We start from the raw sequence: 14,850 nt of genomic DNA on the forward strand, positions 1-14,850 counted from the left end.
GTGCGCACACCGCAGCAGCCACCCCTCGACCCGCCCGCGCCCGAGCCCCACCCGCGCGGCAACCTCTACCGCGACGCCCTCGTCGCCCGCCCCCTGGGCTACCGGCCGCTGAGCCTGGACCTCGTCGTCCCGCCCGGCCCGCCCGCGCCCCTGGTGATCCACGTCTACGGCGGCGCGTTCGCCACCGGCTCCCACCGCCACGACACGCTGGGCCGCCACCTCGCCGACGCCCTCGACGGGTACGCGGTGGCCCGCGTCCAACACCGGCACAGCCGCGAAGCCCCGTTCCCCGCCCAGGCCCACGACCTCAAAGCCGCCGTCCGCTGGCTGCGCCGGCACGCCGCCGCGCTGGGCCTGGACCCCGACCGGTTCGCCGCCTGGGGCGCGTCCTCCGGCGGCCACCTGGCCACCCTGCTCGCCGTCACCGGCCGCGCCGCGCCCGAGATCGAAGGCGACCTGGGCGTCACCGGCGTGCCCAGCGCCGTGCAGGCGGCGATCGGCTGGAACGCGCCCGTCGACCTCGACGACCTGCCCCCGCCGCCGCCCGAATCGGTCTTCCACGGCACCGGGGCCGACCCGCACGACTGGCTCGGCCCGACCCCGGCGCTCAAGACCGCCGCGAGCACCCGCACCCACGTGACCCGCGACGCCGCCCCGCTGCTGCTCGCCCACGGCGAACTCGACCACGCGATCCCCGTCGCGCACAGCGAACGGCTCGCCGCCGCCTACCGCGCCGCCGGGGCCACCGTCGACCTCGTCCGGGTCCCCGGGGCCGGCCACTTCTTCGACGAACCCACCCGCGACCGGCTCATCCGGCGGGCGCTGACGTTCCTGCGGACGCACCTGCCCACGGCCTGAACGCCACCACCACAGCCGTGGTGACCAGCCACGCGCCCACCCACGTCACCAGCGACAACGGCACCACCAACGCCGACGCCGCGCCCACCGCCGCCCCCGTGACCGCAGCCGCCGTCCACCGCGCCTGTGGTACCGGGGGCGCCTCCCGGTGCAGGCCCAGCCACACCGCGGCCACCGTCACCCACATCGGCAGCGCCCACCAGGACGGCGAGCCCGCCGCGGCCACCAGCGTGAACACCGCCGAGGCCAGTACCAGCCACCGCGCCCACACCGTCCGGCCGGTCACCGCCGTCGCGAACGCCCCCACCACCAGCGCGTCGTACCACAGCGCCGGCACCCCGCCGAACCTCAGCGCCGACGCCGCGCCCTGCGCCGAGAGCACCACGTGCCCCAGCAGACCGGCCATCGCCACCAGCCGCGCCGCGTCCCCCGCGCGGCTGCGCGCCCGGAACCGCACCCGCACCGCCAGCCCCGCCGTCGCGAATGCCTCGCCCCAGCCCGGCCGGCCGTGCTCCAGGTCCAGGTCGTCGTGCCGGTCGGTGAGGAAGATCCCCACCATCTCCTCTTCCCGCTCCGCCCGGTACCAGGCGGGCAGCGCCCGCAGCAGCGCCCGGTACCGGCGTTCCAGGTTCGACCTCACCGCGCCTCCCTCGCCCGCAGCACCGACGACGCGGCCCGCACGTTCGCCGACAGCCGCGCCACCTCGGCCGACAGCACCCGCACCCCGGCATCGGTCAGCCGGTAGTAGCGCCGCAGCCGGCCCTGGTGGACCTCTTCGCGGTCCCGTTCCGCCCACCCGTCGGCGACCATCCGGTCCAGCACGCCGTAGAGCGTGCCGACCCGCAGCACCACCCGGCCCTCGGACAGGACCTCCACCGACCGCACGATCGCGTACCCGTGCAAGGGCTCCTCGGCCAACGCCGTGAGCACCAGGAACGCCTGCTCTGACATACCCCTCACAACGCAGGTTATATCGCAAAGCGGTATATCTCGTCCAGATGCTCACGGCGTCGGTGCCGTTTGTCGGAGGGCCGGGAGCGGACCGCCCGGCATCAGCGGGTCGGAGGCTTGATATCGGTCGTTACTGAAACAATAGAGCGTAGTAGCAACAACCGGACGTCAGTGCGACAGCCCGCTCAGGCCGAGATCCCCCACCGGTGGTCCTGCCGGTCCCAGCACTCCGTCGACACCAGCACCCGACTCCCCTCGGCCACGACGATCAGGCACGTGCCCAGGTCGGACTTCGGCGAGATCCGGGCCACCCCCGACCGCTCCATCCAGATGTCCCACAGCTGGTTGTCACCGCCGTGGCACGGCCACTTCAACACCCTCGGCCCCGTCACGCCCTCCACGTCCACGCAGTCGGACGGATAGCCCTTCGGGCGGATCTGCCAGTAACCCCCACCGCCGTCCAGCAGGATCCACTGCTGGTTGTCCTGCCCGTGGCACGGCCAGTGCAGCACGTACGGCCCCGTCACGTTCTCCAGGTCGAGGCAGTCACGCCACCAGCTGTGCACCGACATCCGGAGCTCCTGCCCCGGCGTCGGCACGTACCGGTACGGGTACGTCGGCTGGGCCGCCCGATACGCCCCCGCCACGGCCCCCGCCACGGCCCCCGCCACGGGCACACCCTGCGCCACCGCCGGCAACGCGACCACCACAACCGCGCACACCGCGGACACGAATCTTCGAAGGAACACGACACTCCCCTTCCGGCAGTCGGAACACCACCCGACGCCGGACCCGCGGAACCCCCGCCCCCAGGACGATCCGGACATCCGACGCCCACCCGGAGGGTCCCAGCACCACCCCGCGCCCGACCACCACCGCGACCGAAACCAGCCGTCCGGACCAACGCCCCCGTGATCCACACCAACACCCGCCGCCCCACGCCCGTTAAGGTGGCCCGCCGTGGAGCCCACGAACCCCCGCACCGACCCGACCGACGCCCTGTCCTCCGTGCCCGCGGCCGGGGCGCGACGCGGCGTCGCCCCCACCGGCAGGCTCCGCTTCTTCTTCGGGCCGATGGACTGCGGCAAGTCCACCCTCGCCCTCCAGATCGACCACAACCAGGCCCGCCAGGGCCGCAGCGGCCTCCTGCTGGTCCGCCACGACCGGTCCGGCACCCCCACCATCTCCAGCCGGATGGGCCTGGCCCGCAACGCCGTCGAGGTCCACGAGGACATGGACCTGTGCGCCCTGGTCCGGCAGCACTGGTCCGCCGGCACCCGGGTCGACTACGTCATCGTCGACGAAGCCCAGTTCCTCTCCCCCGCCCAGGTCGACCAGCTCGCCGAACTCGCCGACGACGCCCAGCTCGACGTCTACTGCTTCGGCCTGGCCACCGACTTCCGCAGCGCGATGTTCCCCGGCTCCCGCCGGCTGTTCGAACTCGCCGACGACCTCAACGCCATCCAGGTCGAGGTCCTGTGCTGGTGCGGCCACCCCGGCCGGTTCAACGCCCGCGTGCACGACGGCGACCTGGTCCGCGCCGGCGACACCGTCCTGGTCGCCGACACCGCCCCCACCGCCGACGAGGTCCGCTACCAGGTCCTGTGCCGCCGCCACTACCGCACCGGCGACCTCGGCCCGCACACCGTCGACGGCCTCCAGCTCAGCCTCACCTGACCCGCTCCCCCGCCGGGTCGCCGCCCGCCCGGCGGCGACCCGGCGGGCGTCAACCCGCGATCGCGGCCCGGACCGCCCTCTCCACCAGGACCGCCGTGTTGGCGTAGCCGTCCCGGTTCGGGTGCACGACGGTCGCGCGCGTGCCCTCCGGACACGCCAGCGTGGCCGCCAGCGGCGGCGTGCCGACCGTCAGCGACGACGGCCAGTGGCCCGCCGCCGCGCCGCACACCCCCTCGACCCACTTCGTCCCCGCCGGCCGGCACACGTCCCGCTCTGCGCTCGACGTCGCCGTGTCCACGTACGCGTACCCGTGGTCCACCAGGTCGGTGGCGTCCTCGATGACGGAGTTCAACTCCGTCATGACCGCGTGCAGCCACTCGATGTCGCCCTTGGTCATCGACACCGTCGTCTCCTGCACCACCGCGGCGAACTGCGTCGGGTCCGCGCGGTCGCAGCCGCGCGCGTCGGCCGGGAACACCACCGGGTAGCCCACCGTCACGACCTTCGCGCCCGGAGCCTTCTCGTGCACCGCCTCCAACAGGGCCACGTACTCCCGGAAGACCCGCGCGAAGGTGTCCCGGATCGTCTCCGGCGCGAAGATCGGGTGACCCTGCTCGAAGGCGTCGCGGCACGGGGTCGCGTCGTCCTCCTGGCCCGTGCCCACCAGCAGGCAGGCGAACACCACCGACCCGAGCGGCAGGCTGTTCCCGCCCACCCCGACCGTCACCAGGTCGGCGTCGGCGTCCACCCGGTCGAGCTGGGCGTCCACCGACGGCCAGCCCTGCGCCGGCGGCTGCACGGGGCTGATCGGCTTCTGCCGGGCCAGGTGCACGTCCTCGATCGTCGCCCCGCCGCAGCTGACGTCGGTCAGCCGCACCGCCCGGCCCGGCGGGTCCGCGGCGAGCCGCCGGGACACCACGTCCGGGTAGGAGTCGGCGGTCCGGTCGCACCCGTCCCGATCGGCACTGCCCAGCGCCGGCCGGGGCGCGCCGGCGAAGACCCCCGCCGTGTACGAGTCGCCCAGCGCCACCCACTCCAGCGGCTCGGGCGCGGCCCCCGCCGCCCCCGGGACCAAGATCGCCACCACCGACACCAGCACGCCCAGCGAACCCACCCTGCGACGTCGAGACACGACCGACCTCCGCTCACCACAGCCGACGACAGGCGGGCCGGCGGCAACCACCGGCCCGACCCCATGCAACTGGCCTACGGCGCACGGCGGAGTCCCGAACCCCCGACTCCACTCGGACGTGTCCGAACCGCCCCACGGGAACCACCTGTCCGGGCGGGCAGGCCACACTGTGGCGGTGACTGGGAAGATCAGCGCGGGCATCCTGCTGCACCGCCGCACGCCCGAGGGCGTCGAAGTGCTCATCGGCCACATGGGCGGCCCGTTCTGGGCCCGCAAGGACGCCGGGGCCTGGTCGATCCCCAAGGGCGAGCCGGAGGGCGACGAGCCGCTGGAGGCCACCGCCCGCCGCGAGTTCGCCGAGGAACTGGGCCTGCCGGTCCCGCACGGCGACCTGGTGCCCCTGGGCGAGGTCCGCCAGTCCGGCGGCAAGGTCGTGCACGTCTGGGCGCTGGAGGGCGACCTGGACCCCGAAGCGGTCGTCCCCGGCACCTTCGAGCTGGAGTGGCCGCGCGGCTCCGGCGCGCTGCGCGAGTTCCCCGAGGTCGACCGGGTCGCCTGGGTGCCGCTGGCCGAAGCCGGTCCGAAGCTCGTCACGGCGCAGCGGGTGTTCCTCGACCGGCTCGCCGACCAGGCCGGAAGCTGATCTTTAAGTCCACACTGAAATCATTACGGGAATAAAGTGTGCGGACCAACGTTTGGGTGCGGGCCGGACGGGTGACCCCGTGAGATGGCGACCACGCAGCACGATCGTGCGGGCACGCAGCGTGGCGACCGGGCCGAAGGCCACCGAAATAACTTTCCGTAACCACAAGGATGACGGCCGTCACTACCGCCGAGTTAAACCCGCCGTAACATCGCCCTACGTGTTCGGTCTAAGCTGTCGCAGCCGCACACTTTCTGCCGGTACTGCTCCATCCGTGTGATGAAGTAGCCCGACAGCTTGATAACGCGTCACGATCCAGCCGCGATTGCATCCCTTAGGAGGAAGCCTTCGTTGACGGGTGAAAGACGTCACTGTGGGCGACCATGACCGTAAAGCCGGGAACGAACGGAGCAGTCCGGTCGTTGCACTCGGTGAGCACCAGCCTGGGCCCCGGCCCTGAGCCGAGCGAAAGGACACCGCCATGGCCGACCGCGTTCTACGGGGTAGCCGGCTCGGAGCAGTCAGCTACGAGACCGACCGCAATCACGACCTCGCCCCGCGCCGGTCGGTGCGGTACGCCTGCCCCAAGAACCACGACTTCGAGGTTCCGTTCTCCGACGACGCCGAGATCCCGCACACCTGGGAGTGTCGTCTCCACGGGACGGAATCCAAGATCATCGACGGCGCCGAGCCGGAGGCGAAGAAGGTCAAGCCGCCGCGCACGCACTGGGACATGCTCCTGGAGCGCCGCACCATCCCGGAGCTGGAGGAACTCCTGGACGAGCGGCTGGAGGAGCTGAAGGGACGGCGCACCCGCACCGCCTGACCGGCCCGGCACACGTGCGAAGGGGCCCGCCGAGAGATCGGCGGGCCCCTTCGCACGGCCGGGTCCTAGCGGTTCGCGCCCGCCTTCGGCCTCGGCGCGAACAGGTCGCGCAGCTGCGTGTAGCGGCGGCGCAGCCCCCACTTGGTGACCCGCAGCAGGGCCTCCCGCACGATGTTGCCGCTCATCTTCGACTCGCCCAGCTCACGCTCGGTGAACGTGATCGGCACCTCGACCACCCGGTAGCCCAGCTCGATGGCCCGCCACGCCAGGTCGATCTGGAAGCAGTAGCCCTGCGAGGCCACCGTGTCCAGCTTCAGCCGGCGCAGCACCTCGGCCCGGAACGCCCGGTAGCCGCCGGTGATGTCCTTCACACTCGTGCCCAGCGCGATCTGCGAGTAGACGTTGCCGCCGCGCGAGATCAGCTGCCGGTGCCACGGCCAGTTCACCGTGCTGCCGCCCGGCACGTACCGCGACCCCAGCACCAGGTGGGCGTCGCGCAGCGCGTCCAGCAGCCGCGGCAGGTCCTCCGGCGCGTGCGAGCCGTCCGCGTCCATCTCGACCACGACGTCGTAGCCGTGCTCCAGCGCCCACTTGAAGCCCGCCACGTAGGCGGCGCCCAGCCCGGCCTTCTCGGTGCGGTGCATCACGTGCACGCGGTCGTCCGCGGCGGCCATCTCGTCGGCCAGCTCCCCCGTCCCGTCCGGGCTGCCGTCGTCGACCACGAGGGCGTGCACCTTCGGCAGCGCCGCGTGCAGCCGCTTCACGATCTTCCCGATGTTGTCCCGCTCGTTGTAGGTCGGGATCACCACCAGCACCGGCCCGAGCTCGCGGTCAGGCTGCGCCTGCTGGTCCGCCATCCGTTTCCTCCTCGCCGGTCCCCGCACCAGGGGCCGGACGCGATCCTCGTCGTTGCACTGTCAAGCCGAACGCCACGGCCAGCAGGCCCAGAGCGGTCATCACCCACTCGGGCCAAGCGCCGAACCGGGTGGCCAGCGTAGCCTCCCCGCGCAGCGGCAGCTCCGCCACCAGAGCGTCCGGGACGAACATCCCGGTCCGCCGGGTGACCGAGCCGTCCGGCTGCACGATCGCGCTGACCCCGCTGGTGGCCGCGACGACCACGGCCTTGCCGTGCTCCACCGCCCGCACCCGCGACATGGCCAGCTGCTGGTAGGTCATCTCGGTGTAGCCGAACGTGGCGTTGTTGGTCGGGATGGCGATGATGTTCGCGCCCGCCAGCACCGAATCGCGCACCACGCCGTCGAACGCGACCTCGTAACAGGTGTCGATGGCCACCTTCGCGCGGCCCATCGCGAAGCCCTCCGGGTCGGTGCCCGGCTGGAACGTGCCGGCCCGGTCCACGGTCTCGCTGAAGATCCGGAAGAACGAGCGCATCGGCATCGTCTCGCCGAACGGCTGGAGCTGCCGCTTGGTGTAGGTGTCGACCGGGCCCTTGTCCGGGTCCCACAGCACCACGGTGTTGCGCGGCAGGTTGTCGGACCTGTCCACGACCACCGCGCCGACCGCGATCGGCGCTTTGATCTGCTTGGCCGCCCGGTCGATCTGCGCGGCGGCGTCGGCGTTGCGGAACGGGTCGATGTCGGAGGAGTTCTCCGGCCAGATCACGATGTCGGGCTGCCGCTCCCGCCCGTCGGCCACCGCCTGGGCCAGCTCCAGCGTCCGGTTCACGTGGTTGTCCAGCACGGCGCGGCGCTGGGCGTTGAAGTCCAGCCCGGCGCGCGGCACGTTGCCCTGGATCGCCGCGACCACCACCGTCCCCTCGTCCGGCGCGGTGCCCACGAACGGCACCGTCGCCAGGCCGCCCGCGAGCGGCACGACCGCCAGCGGCAGCGCGAGCTTCCAGTTGCGGCCCAGCCACGCCAGCGAGAACCCGGTCAGCGCCACCGCGAACCCGATCAGCGGCGCGCCGCCGAGCGCGGCCAGCGGCAGGTACCAGCCCTCGGGCTGGCCGAACGCGATCTTGCCCCACGGGAAGCCGCCGAACGGGAACACGCCGCGCAGGAACTCGTCGGCCACCCACAGCAGCGCCATCCACAGCGGCGCGCCCGGCAGCGTCGACACCCGCGCCATCAGCATCGTGCCCACGCCGATGAGCACCGCGCACAGCAGCGCCAGCGGCAGCCACGCGACCAGCCCGACGAACTCCCCGGTCCAGCGCAGCAGCGGGGCCATGAACCCCAGGCCCCACACCACGCCGAACCCGAAGCCCGCGCGCATCCGCCGGCCGTGCAGCAGCACGCCCAGCACCGCGAACCCGACCGGGGCGAGCCACCACGCCGTGCGCGGCGGGAAGCTGAGGAACACCAGGCCGCCGCCGACCGCCGCGAGCACGATCCTCAGCAGCGTGCCGCGCACGTCCCGGCGCCGGCGTGCGGGCGGGGTGCCGGGGGCGGACTGGCCCGGCGCGATGGGGGGAGCGACCACCCGATCAGCGTACGAGGACGGTGTGAAGCCCGGGACAACGACCGCCGGTAGGACGGCGAAATCCGCGAGCGGTGTCCCGGCTTGCCCCGCCGTGCCCGATTTCCGCCGCCGCGCGGGGCCGGCCGGGGTGACGAGGGGCACCAGGCCCCCGGACCGGGGTAGGGGTAGCCGGAGGGAGAAGATCAGGGTTCACCCCAATGCGGGCGGCGCCCGCGTGGCGCATGGTTGAACCATGACCACGTTGACCAGACCTCGTAACCAGCGCGTGATCGCGGGTGTGTGCGCGGGACTGGCCGAGCGGTTCGGTTGGCAGCCGAACACCGTCCGGCTGATCGCCCTGCTCTCCTGCCTGCTGCCCGGACCGCAGTTCGTGATCTACCTCGTGCTGTGGGTGATCATGCCCAAGCGCGACTACTGACGCGACACCACCAGCGCCTCCACGCCGTCGAGCACGCGTTCCAGGCCGAACTCGAACGCGTGCTCGCCCGAGTAGGCCGAGCCGTGCGCCTCCCCCGCCGCCGCCCCGACCCGGGCCGCGGTGGGGAAGCGCTCCGGGTCGAACACGCGGGCCAGGAACGGCGCGGCGGCCCGCCACCACTGCTCGTCGGTCAGCCCGGTGCGCTGCTCGACCTGCGCCGCCTCCACCGCGAGCCGCGCGGTGGCCTGCACGTGCCCGAGCACCAGGCCGAGCACCGCGTCCATCTCCACGTCCGACAGGCCGATGCCGTCGACCGCCGCCAGCTCGTAGTCGTACTTGGCCGCCACGTTCGGGCCGAGCACCGCGCGGTTGGTCGCCACGTCGAGCAGCCACGGGTGCCGCAGGTGCAGCGCCCAGTTCTCCCGGGCGAGCTGGGTCAGCCGCCCGCGCCACCCGCCGGGCACCTCGTCGGGCCGGGCCGTCTCGCCGTGCACGGTGTCCACCATGACGTCGACCAGTTCGGCCTTGCCCGGCACGTAGGTGTAGAGCGACATCGTGCCCACGCCGAGCTTGTCCGCGACCCGGCGCATGGACAGCGCGCCGAGCCCCTCGGCGTCGGCCAGGGCGACCGCGACCGCGACGATCCGGTCCACGCCGAGATCCTTGCGCGCGCTGGGCGAGGTGGTGCGCCAGAGCACCGAGAGGGTCCGGGCCGGGTCGCCGCTGTGTCCGTTCGCCACCCGACCACACTACTGATCAATCCGCGAGTGCCGCCCGCACGATGTCGAGCGCCTCGTCCGCCGTCAGGCCCTGCTCGCGCGCCGTGGACGCGTACCCGCGCGCCGCGCGCAGCACCCGTTCCCGGCTGCGCTCCCCCGCCGCGCTGACCACCGTCCCGGCTCTGCCGCGGGTCTCGATGAGACCCGCCTCCTCCAGTTCCCGGTAGGCGCGGGCGACCGTGTTGACCGCGATGCCCAGTTCCGCGGCCAGCGCGCGGACGGTGGGCAGCCGGGTGCCCACGGCCAACTCCCGGTCGGTGATCTTGCGGGCGAACTGGGACCGCACCTGCTCGTAGGGCGGCACCGAGGAAACCGGATCGAGACTGATCACGGAGTCGATACTGGCAGAGACTCCGGGCGCGCAGAACGACGCCGTCCGGCTGACGGACGCGGAAAGAACAAGACTGTTGCCCGGCGTCGGGTCGCGGGACGCTGCCCGCGTGCCGTCCGACGACCCGAACGCGACCGAGATCGCCCGCGAACAGTCCTACCTGGACCTCCTGCACGTGCACCTGGACCGGTTGTGCGCGGCGGACCCCGCCGACCGCGACCGGCTGGAGCCCGTGCGCGACGGATTGTGCTTCGGCCGCCTGGACGGCCCGTCCGGGACGCTCTACATCGGCCGCGTCGGCCTGTTCGACGGCGACGACCCGCTGCTGGTCGACTGGCGCGCCCCGGCGGCCCGGCCGTTCTACACCGCGACCGCCGCCGCGCCGCAGGGCCTGCGCCGACGCCGCCGCATCACCACCCGGGGCCGGGCGGTCGTGGCGCTGGACGACGAACTGCTCGGCGACGGCGACGCCGGGGACGGGCCGGCGGGGGACGGGCTGGCGGGGGACGCCGCGCTGGTGGCCGCCCTCACCGCCGGGCGCGGCGAGCGGATGCGCGACATCGTCACGACCCTGCGCACCGAGCAGGACCGGATCGTGCGCAGCGAGCACGCCGGCGTGCTCGTCGTGGAGGGCGGCCCCGGCACCGGCAAGACGGCCGTCGCGCTGCACCGCGTCGCCCACCTGCTCTACCGGCAGCGCCACCTGGTCGCCCGCGGTGTGCTGGTGGTCGGTCCGAGCCGGGTGTTCCTCGACTACATCGGCCAGGTCCTGCCCGGTCTCGGCGAGGACTGCGTGGTCACCGCCACCGTCGCCGACCTGTGGCCCGGGGTCGTGCCGGTGGCCGACGAGTCGGTGGCCGACGCGGTGGCCAAGGGCGACGGGCGGATGGCGGAGGTGCTCGCCGAGGCGGTGCGGGCCCGGGTGGCGATCCCGGACGAGACCGTCGAGGTCGGGTTCGAGGGGCACACCGCGCGGGTCGCGCCGGCGGAGTTCCGGCGGGCCGCCGACCGCGCGTGGCGGTCCGGTCTGCCGCACAACCAGGCCCGGCTGGTGTTCGAGCGCGAGGTGGTGGACGTGCTGGCGGCGCGGCTCGCCGAGCGGATGGAGCGCGTCGTGCTGGCCGAGTCGGGCGAGGCGCTCGACGGCGGCGCGGCGGACGGGTCGCTGGGCGCGGCCGACCTGCGGGCGCTGGCGGCGGCCGGCGTGGTGGTCGACCCGGACGACACCGGGCCGCGCGCGCTGCTGTCCGGGGCGGACCTGGCCGACCTGCGGGCGGGGCTGCTCGCCGACCGGGACGTCCGGGCGCTGATCGCCGGGCGGTGGCCGGTGCTCACCCCCGAGGAGGTGGTGGGCGCGCTGTTCCCGCCCCGCGACGGGTGGCGGGTGTCGGACGTGCCCCTGCTGGACGAGGCCGCCGCCCTGGTGGGCGTCCGGGGCGGCGGGACGCGCGGCACGGTCGCCGAGCGCGCGGCGGCCGACCGGGGGTGGGCGTTCGGGCACGTGGTCGTGGACGAGGCGCAGGAGCTGTCGGCGATGGCGTGGCGGCTGGTGATGCGCCGCTGCCCGTCCCGGTCGATGACGGTGGTGGGCGACCTCGCGCAGACCGGCACGCCCGCCGGGGCCACGTCGTGGGGCGAGGTGCTCGGTCCGCACGTCGGCGACCGGTGGCGGGCTGAACGGCTCACCGTGAACTACCGGACGCCCGCCGAGATGATGGCCGCGGCGGCGGCCGTGCTGCCCGGGGTCGCGCCGCCCACGTCGGTCCGGTCGGCGGAGGTCGCGCCGTGGCGGGTGCGCACCGACGACGTGCCGGCGACCGTGGCGGCCCTGGTGGCGGCGCAGGACGGCCGGACCGCCGTGATCTCCCCGCGACCGCTGGACGTCCCGGCCCCGGTGCTCACCCCCGCGCAGGCCAAGGGCCTGGAGTTCGACGCGGTGATCGTGGTCGACCCCGGCGGCATCCTGGCCGCGCCGCGCGGCCGCAACGACCTGTACGTGGCGATGACCAGGGCCACCCACCGGCTGGTGGTCGTCCACACCGGTCCGCCGCCCGCCGAGATCGCCGGGCTCCCGCTCGGCTGAGGGTCACCGGCGCGGCGGGGCCACCACCGTTCCCCGCGCGCGGGTGACCACGACCGGCGGGTCCAGCACGTCGGCCGCCGACGGGCCCCGGTCCGGGGCCGAGCGGCACACCACGCGGGCCTCGAACTCGATCTCGCGGGACCGGTTGCCGACCCGGACCAGGGTCGCGGTCGCCTCGATCACGTCGCCCGCCTGGATCGGGGCGGTGAACTCGACGCTGGAGTAGCCCGCGAACAGGCCCTCGTCGGCGTCGGTGCGGATGAGCAGCTCGGTCGCCACGTCGCCGAACAGGCCCAGCCCGTACGCGCCATCGACCAGGTTGCCGCCGTAGTGGGCGTGCGAGTGGGGCACGTAGCGGCGGTGGGTGACGCTCACGCCCTCGGTCGGACCGGTCACACTGTCACTTCCTTCTTGGTCTGCACGGCGTGCACCAGGTAGCTCGCCACCTCGCCGGGCGTCGTACCGCGGCTGAACACCCGGTCCACGCCCAACTCCCCCGCCATCAGCGGGTCGAACCGGGGGCCGCCGGCGATCAGCAGCGGGCGGCGCGCGCCCATCGCCTCGCGGAACGCCGCCGACATCTCCTGGGTGTTGAGGATGTGCGCGTCCCGCTGGGTCACCACCTGCGACACCAGCACCGCGTCGGCCTTCTCGGCGCGGGCGCGGCGCACCAGCTCGGGCACCGACACCTGCGCGCCGAGGTTGACCACCTTCAGCTCCCGGTAGTACTCCAGGCCCTTCTCGCCGGCGAACCCCTTGATGTTGAGGATCGCGTCGATGCCGACGGTGTGCGCGTCCGTCCCGATGCACCCGCCGACCACGACCAGCTTGCGCCGCAGCAGTTTCTTCAGCGTCGTGTTCACCTCGGACGGTGACAGCAGCGGGTACTCCCGTTCCACCACGCGCACTTCGTCCAGGTCCACGACGTGCTTGACCGACCCGTAGACGACGAAGAACGTGAAGTCCTCGCCGATCGGGTGGGAGTGCACGACCATGGCCGGGTCGATGCCCATCCTGTTCGCGAGCTGCTGCGCCGCGCCGTCGGCCTTGGGCCCGAACGGCACCGGCAGCGTGAACGAGGTCTGCACCATCCCGTCGCCGGTGGTGTCGCCGTACGGGCGGACGTGCCGCTTGCCCCCGCTCACCGTGCCTCCAGCAGTTCCGCGGCCGGGTTGCAGTAGCCCTCGGCCTTCTCCACCACGCCGTCCGCGCCCTTGCCGGCGTGCGCGGGGCGTTTCATCAGCCCGAACGTGCCGTCCGCGATGGCGGGCAGCAGCCCGTCGTCGACGATCCGCTCCAGCAGGTCGACGGCTTCGCCCAGCACCTGGTGTGCGCGCTTGACGATGAGCCCGTCCGGGGCGGGCCGGAAGTCCTCGCGCAGGCTGCCCGCCGCGTTCAGCACGTAGCGGACGTTGGCCAGCGCCAGGTCCCGGTCGGACAGGAACGGGGTCACCACGGCCTCGGTCATCATGCCCACCAGCAGGATCGACTGGCCGGTGAGCACGCCCGCCAGGTTGAAGAACCCGTCGAGCAGGTAGCCGTTGAACACGTCGCCGGTCATGTGCTTGGTCGGCGGCATCCACTTCAGCGGCGCGTCCGGGAACAGCTCGCGGGCCAGCAGCGCGTGCGCCAGCTCCAGCCGGAACGACTCGGGCACCTTCGGGTTGATCTCGAACGCGTGACCCAGGCCCAGCAGCGCGTCGGGCAGGCCGGCCTCGTGCGCGAAGTGCTCGTTGAGCAGCTGCGACACGGTCACGGTGTGCGCGGCGTCCACGGCGTCGGCGGTGGTGAGGTAGTTGTCCTCGCCGGTGTTGATGATGATCCCGGCGCGGGCGTGCACCTGGCGGGAGAACCGCTGGTCCACGAACGTCCGGATCGGGTTGATGTCGCGGAACAGGATCCCGTACATCGAGTCGTTGAGCATCATGTCCAGGCGCTGGAGCCCCGCCAGGACCGCGATCTCGGGCATGCACAGGCCGGACGCGTAGTTGGTCAGCCGCACGTACCGGCCGACCTCCTTGGACGCCTCGTCCAGCGCGGCCCGCATGATCCGGAAGTTCTCCTGCGTGGCGTAGGTGCCCGCGAACCCGTGGTGCGTCGCGCCTTCGGGCACGTAGTCCAGCAGCGACTGCCCGGTGGAGCGGATCACCGCGATGACGTCCGCGCCCGCGCGGGCCGCGTTCCGCGCCTGCACCACGTCCTCGTCGATGTCGCCGGTCGCCACGATCAGGTAGATCCACGGCCGTTGCGCCGGGTCGCCGAGCCGGGCGACGAGCTTGTCGCGCTGGAGCCGGTTGCGGTCCACCGTGCGCAGGCCCCTGGTGACGGCCGTGCGGGCGTGCTTCTCGGCGCGGACGCGGTCCTTGCCGGTCGGGACCGCGTACCGGACCTGGCCGGCGGCGGTGGCCTCGGCCAGCTCGGTGAGCGAGCCCAGGTCGTGCTCCTTGAGGGCGTGGAACGCGGGCAGCACGACGCCGTGTTCGAGGCCGCAGTGCTCCCGGACGGTGTCGATGACGCGGTTGACCCACGGCACGTCACCGGCGCGGTGCGTGGAGTCCGCGCCGGTGATGCCGGCCAGCCGCAGCGTCGCGCGCTCGACCGCCACCGTCGTGTGCGCCTTCGCGATGGTCACCACGGGCTCGGCCGCCTTGGCGGCCAGCCTGCGCGCCGTGGCGACCACTGTCGGGTCGAGGTCGAGCAACGCCATTGT

The 14,850-nt window shown here is 73.4% G+C and carries 17 protein-coding genes; 6 read left to right on the plus strand and 11 right to left on the minus strand.

Going from position 1 to position 14,850, the window contains the following annotated elements:
- A complete protein-coding gene (locus AC0HI0_RS11845) occupies positions 1 to 858 on the plus strand; it encodes an alpha/beta hydrolase fold domain-containing protein (RefSeq protein ID WP_480932361.1) in 858 nt (285 codons plus the stop codon).
- Here AC0HI0_RS11845 and AC0HI0_RS11850 read toward each other — a convergent pair.
- From AC0HI0_RS11850 to AC0HI0_RS11860, 3 genes are all read right to left on the minus strand, one after another.
- Positions 809 to 1,498, minus strand: coding sequence for a hypothetical protein (locus AC0HI0_RS11850; protein WP_480932362.1), 690 nt, complete (start codon positions 1,496 to 1,498; stop codon positions 809 to 811). The genes AC0HI0_RS11845 and AC0HI0_RS11850 overlap by 50 nt on opposite strands.
- Complete coding sequence (locus AC0HI0_RS11855; protein ID WP_480932363.1) at positions 1,495 to 1,809, minus strand: PadR family transcriptional regulator; 315 nt, start codon at positions 1,807 to 1,809, stop codon at positions 1,495 to 1,497. The genes AC0HI0_RS11850 and AC0HI0_RS11855 overlap by 4 nt, the downstream gene beginning before the upstream one ends.
- Before the next feature lie 185 nt (positions 1,810 to 1,994).
- Positions 1,995 to 2,558 (minus strand): RICIN domain-containing protein, encoded by a 564-nt coding sequence (locus AC0HI0_RS11860; RefSeq protein WP_480932364.1) that lies wholly within the window; start codon positions 2,556 to 2,558, stop codon positions 1,995 to 1,997.
- Positions 2,559 to 2,769: 211 nt separating this feature from the next.
- Between AC0HI0_RS11860 and AC0HI0_RS11865 the strand changes: the two genes are divergently transcribed.
- On the plus strand, positions 2,770 to 3,486 hold the full coding sequence (locus AC0HI0_RS11865; protein WP_480932365.1) for a thymidine kinase: 717 nt from the start codon (positions 2,770 to 2,772) through the stop codon (positions 3,484 to 3,486).
- A gap of 49 nt (positions 3,487 to 3,535) precedes the next feature.
- Here AC0HI0_RS11865 and AC0HI0_RS11870 read toward each other — a convergent pair whose 3' ends face one another.
- On the minus strand, positions 3,536 to 4,618 hold the full coding sequence (locus AC0HI0_RS11870) for an SGNH/GDSL hydrolase family protein (RefSeq protein ID WP_480932366.1): 1,083 nt from the start codon (positions 4,616 to 4,618) through the stop codon (positions 3,536 to 3,538).
- Positions 4,619 to 4,793: 175 nt separating this feature from the next.
- Between AC0HI0_RS11870 and AC0HI0_RS11875 the strand changes: the two genes are divergently transcribed.
- Entirely contained in the window at positions 4,794 to 5,261 is a 468-nt protein-coding gene (locus tag AC0HI0_RS11875) for an NUDIX hydrolase (protein WP_480932367.1), read from the plus strand.
- 481 nt (positions 5,262 to 5,742) lie between these two features.
- Positions 5,743 to 6,087, plus strand: coding sequence for an RNA polymerase-binding protein RbpA (locus tag AC0HI0_RS11880; RefSeq protein WP_015101702.1), 345 nt, complete (start codon positions 5,743 to 5,745; stop codon positions 6,085 to 6,087).
- A gap of 65 nt (positions 6,088 to 6,152) precedes the next feature.
- Here the strand turns inward: AC0HI0_RS11880 and AC0HI0_RS11885 are convergent, their stop codons facing one another.
- Complete coding sequence (locus AC0HI0_RS11885; RefSeq protein ID WP_480932368.1) at positions 6,153 to 6,944, minus strand: polyprenol monophosphomannose synthase; 792 nt, start codon at positions 6,942 to 6,944, stop codon at positions 6,153 to 6,155.
- On the minus strand, positions 6,919 to 8,529 hold the full coding sequence (gene lnt, locus AC0HI0_RS11890) for an apolipoprotein N-acyltransferase (RefSeq protein ID WP_480932369.1): 1,611 nt from the start codon (positions 8,527 to 8,529) through the stop codon (positions 6,919 to 6,921). The genes AC0HI0_RS11885 and lnt overlap by 26 nt, the downstream gene beginning before the upstream one ends.
- 232 nt (positions 8,530 to 8,761) lie before the next feature.
- On the opposite strand from lnt, the gene AC0HI0_RS11895 reads away from it, so the two are divergent.
- Positions 8,762 to 8,947, plus strand: coding sequence for a PspC domain-containing protein (locus AC0HI0_RS11895; protein WP_360732702.1), 186 nt, complete (start codon positions 8,762 to 8,764; stop codon positions 8,945 to 8,947).
- Here the strand turns inward: AC0HI0_RS11895 and AC0HI0_RS11900 are convergent.
- Positions 8,941 to 9,687 carry a TetR/AcrR family transcriptional regulator gene (locus AC0HI0_RS11900; RefSeq protein WP_480932370.1) on the minus strand — a complete coding sequence of 249 codons (747 nt, stop codon included), beginning with the start codon at positions 9,685 to 9,687 and terminating at the stop codon, positions 8,941 to 8,943. The genes AC0HI0_RS11895 and AC0HI0_RS11900 overlap by 7 nt on opposite strands.
- A 16-nt stretch (positions 9,688 to 9,703) precedes the next feature.
- On the minus strand, positions 9,704 to 10,057 hold the full coding sequence (locus AC0HI0_RS11905) for a GntR family transcriptional regulator (protein WP_480932371.1): 354 nt from the start codon (positions 10,055 to 10,057) through the stop codon (positions 9,704 to 9,706).
- Between the two features lie 109 nt (positions 10,058 to 10,166).
- Here AC0HI0_RS11905 and AC0HI0_RS11910 point away from each other — a divergent pair, with 109 nt between their 5' ends.
- Positions 10,167 to 12,140: a HelD family protein gene (locus AC0HI0_RS11910; RefSeq protein WP_480932372.1), complete on the plus strand. Its 1,974-nt coding sequence runs from the start codon at positions 10,167 to 10,169 to the stop codon at positions 12,138 to 12,140.
- Positions 12,141 to 12,143: 3 nt separating this feature from the next.
- On the opposite strand, the gene kal is transcribed toward AC0HI0_RS11910, so the two are convergent.
- From kal to kamD, 3 genes are read right to left on the minus strand one after another with little or no spacing between them, the layout of a single operon-like run.
- Complete coding sequence (gene kal, locus AC0HI0_RS11915; RefSeq protein ID WP_480932373.1) at positions 12,144 to 12,536, minus strand: 3-aminobutyryl-CoA ammonia lyase; 393 nt, start codon at positions 12,534 to 12,536, stop codon at positions 12,144 to 12,146.
- Entirely contained in the window at positions 12,533 to 13,285 is a 753-nt protein-coding gene (kamE, locus tag AC0HI0_RS11920; RefSeq protein ID WP_480932374.1) for a lysine 5,6-aminomutase subunit beta, read from the minus strand. The genes kal and kamE overlap by 4 nt, the downstream gene beginning before the upstream one ends.
- Positions 13,282 to 14,847 carry a lysine 5,6-aminomutase subunit alpha gene (gene kamD / locus AC0HI0_RS11925; protein ID WP_480932375.1) on the minus strand — a complete coding sequence of 522 codons (1,566 nt, stop codon included), beginning with the start codon at positions 14,845 to 14,847 and terminating at the stop codon, positions 13,282 to 13,284. Before kamD ends, kamE begins: the two co-directional genes overlap by 4 nt.
- Positions 14,848 to 14,850 lie beyond the last annotated feature (3 nt).

This window comes from Saccharothrix sp. NBAS 001 (genome assembly GCF_056640475.1).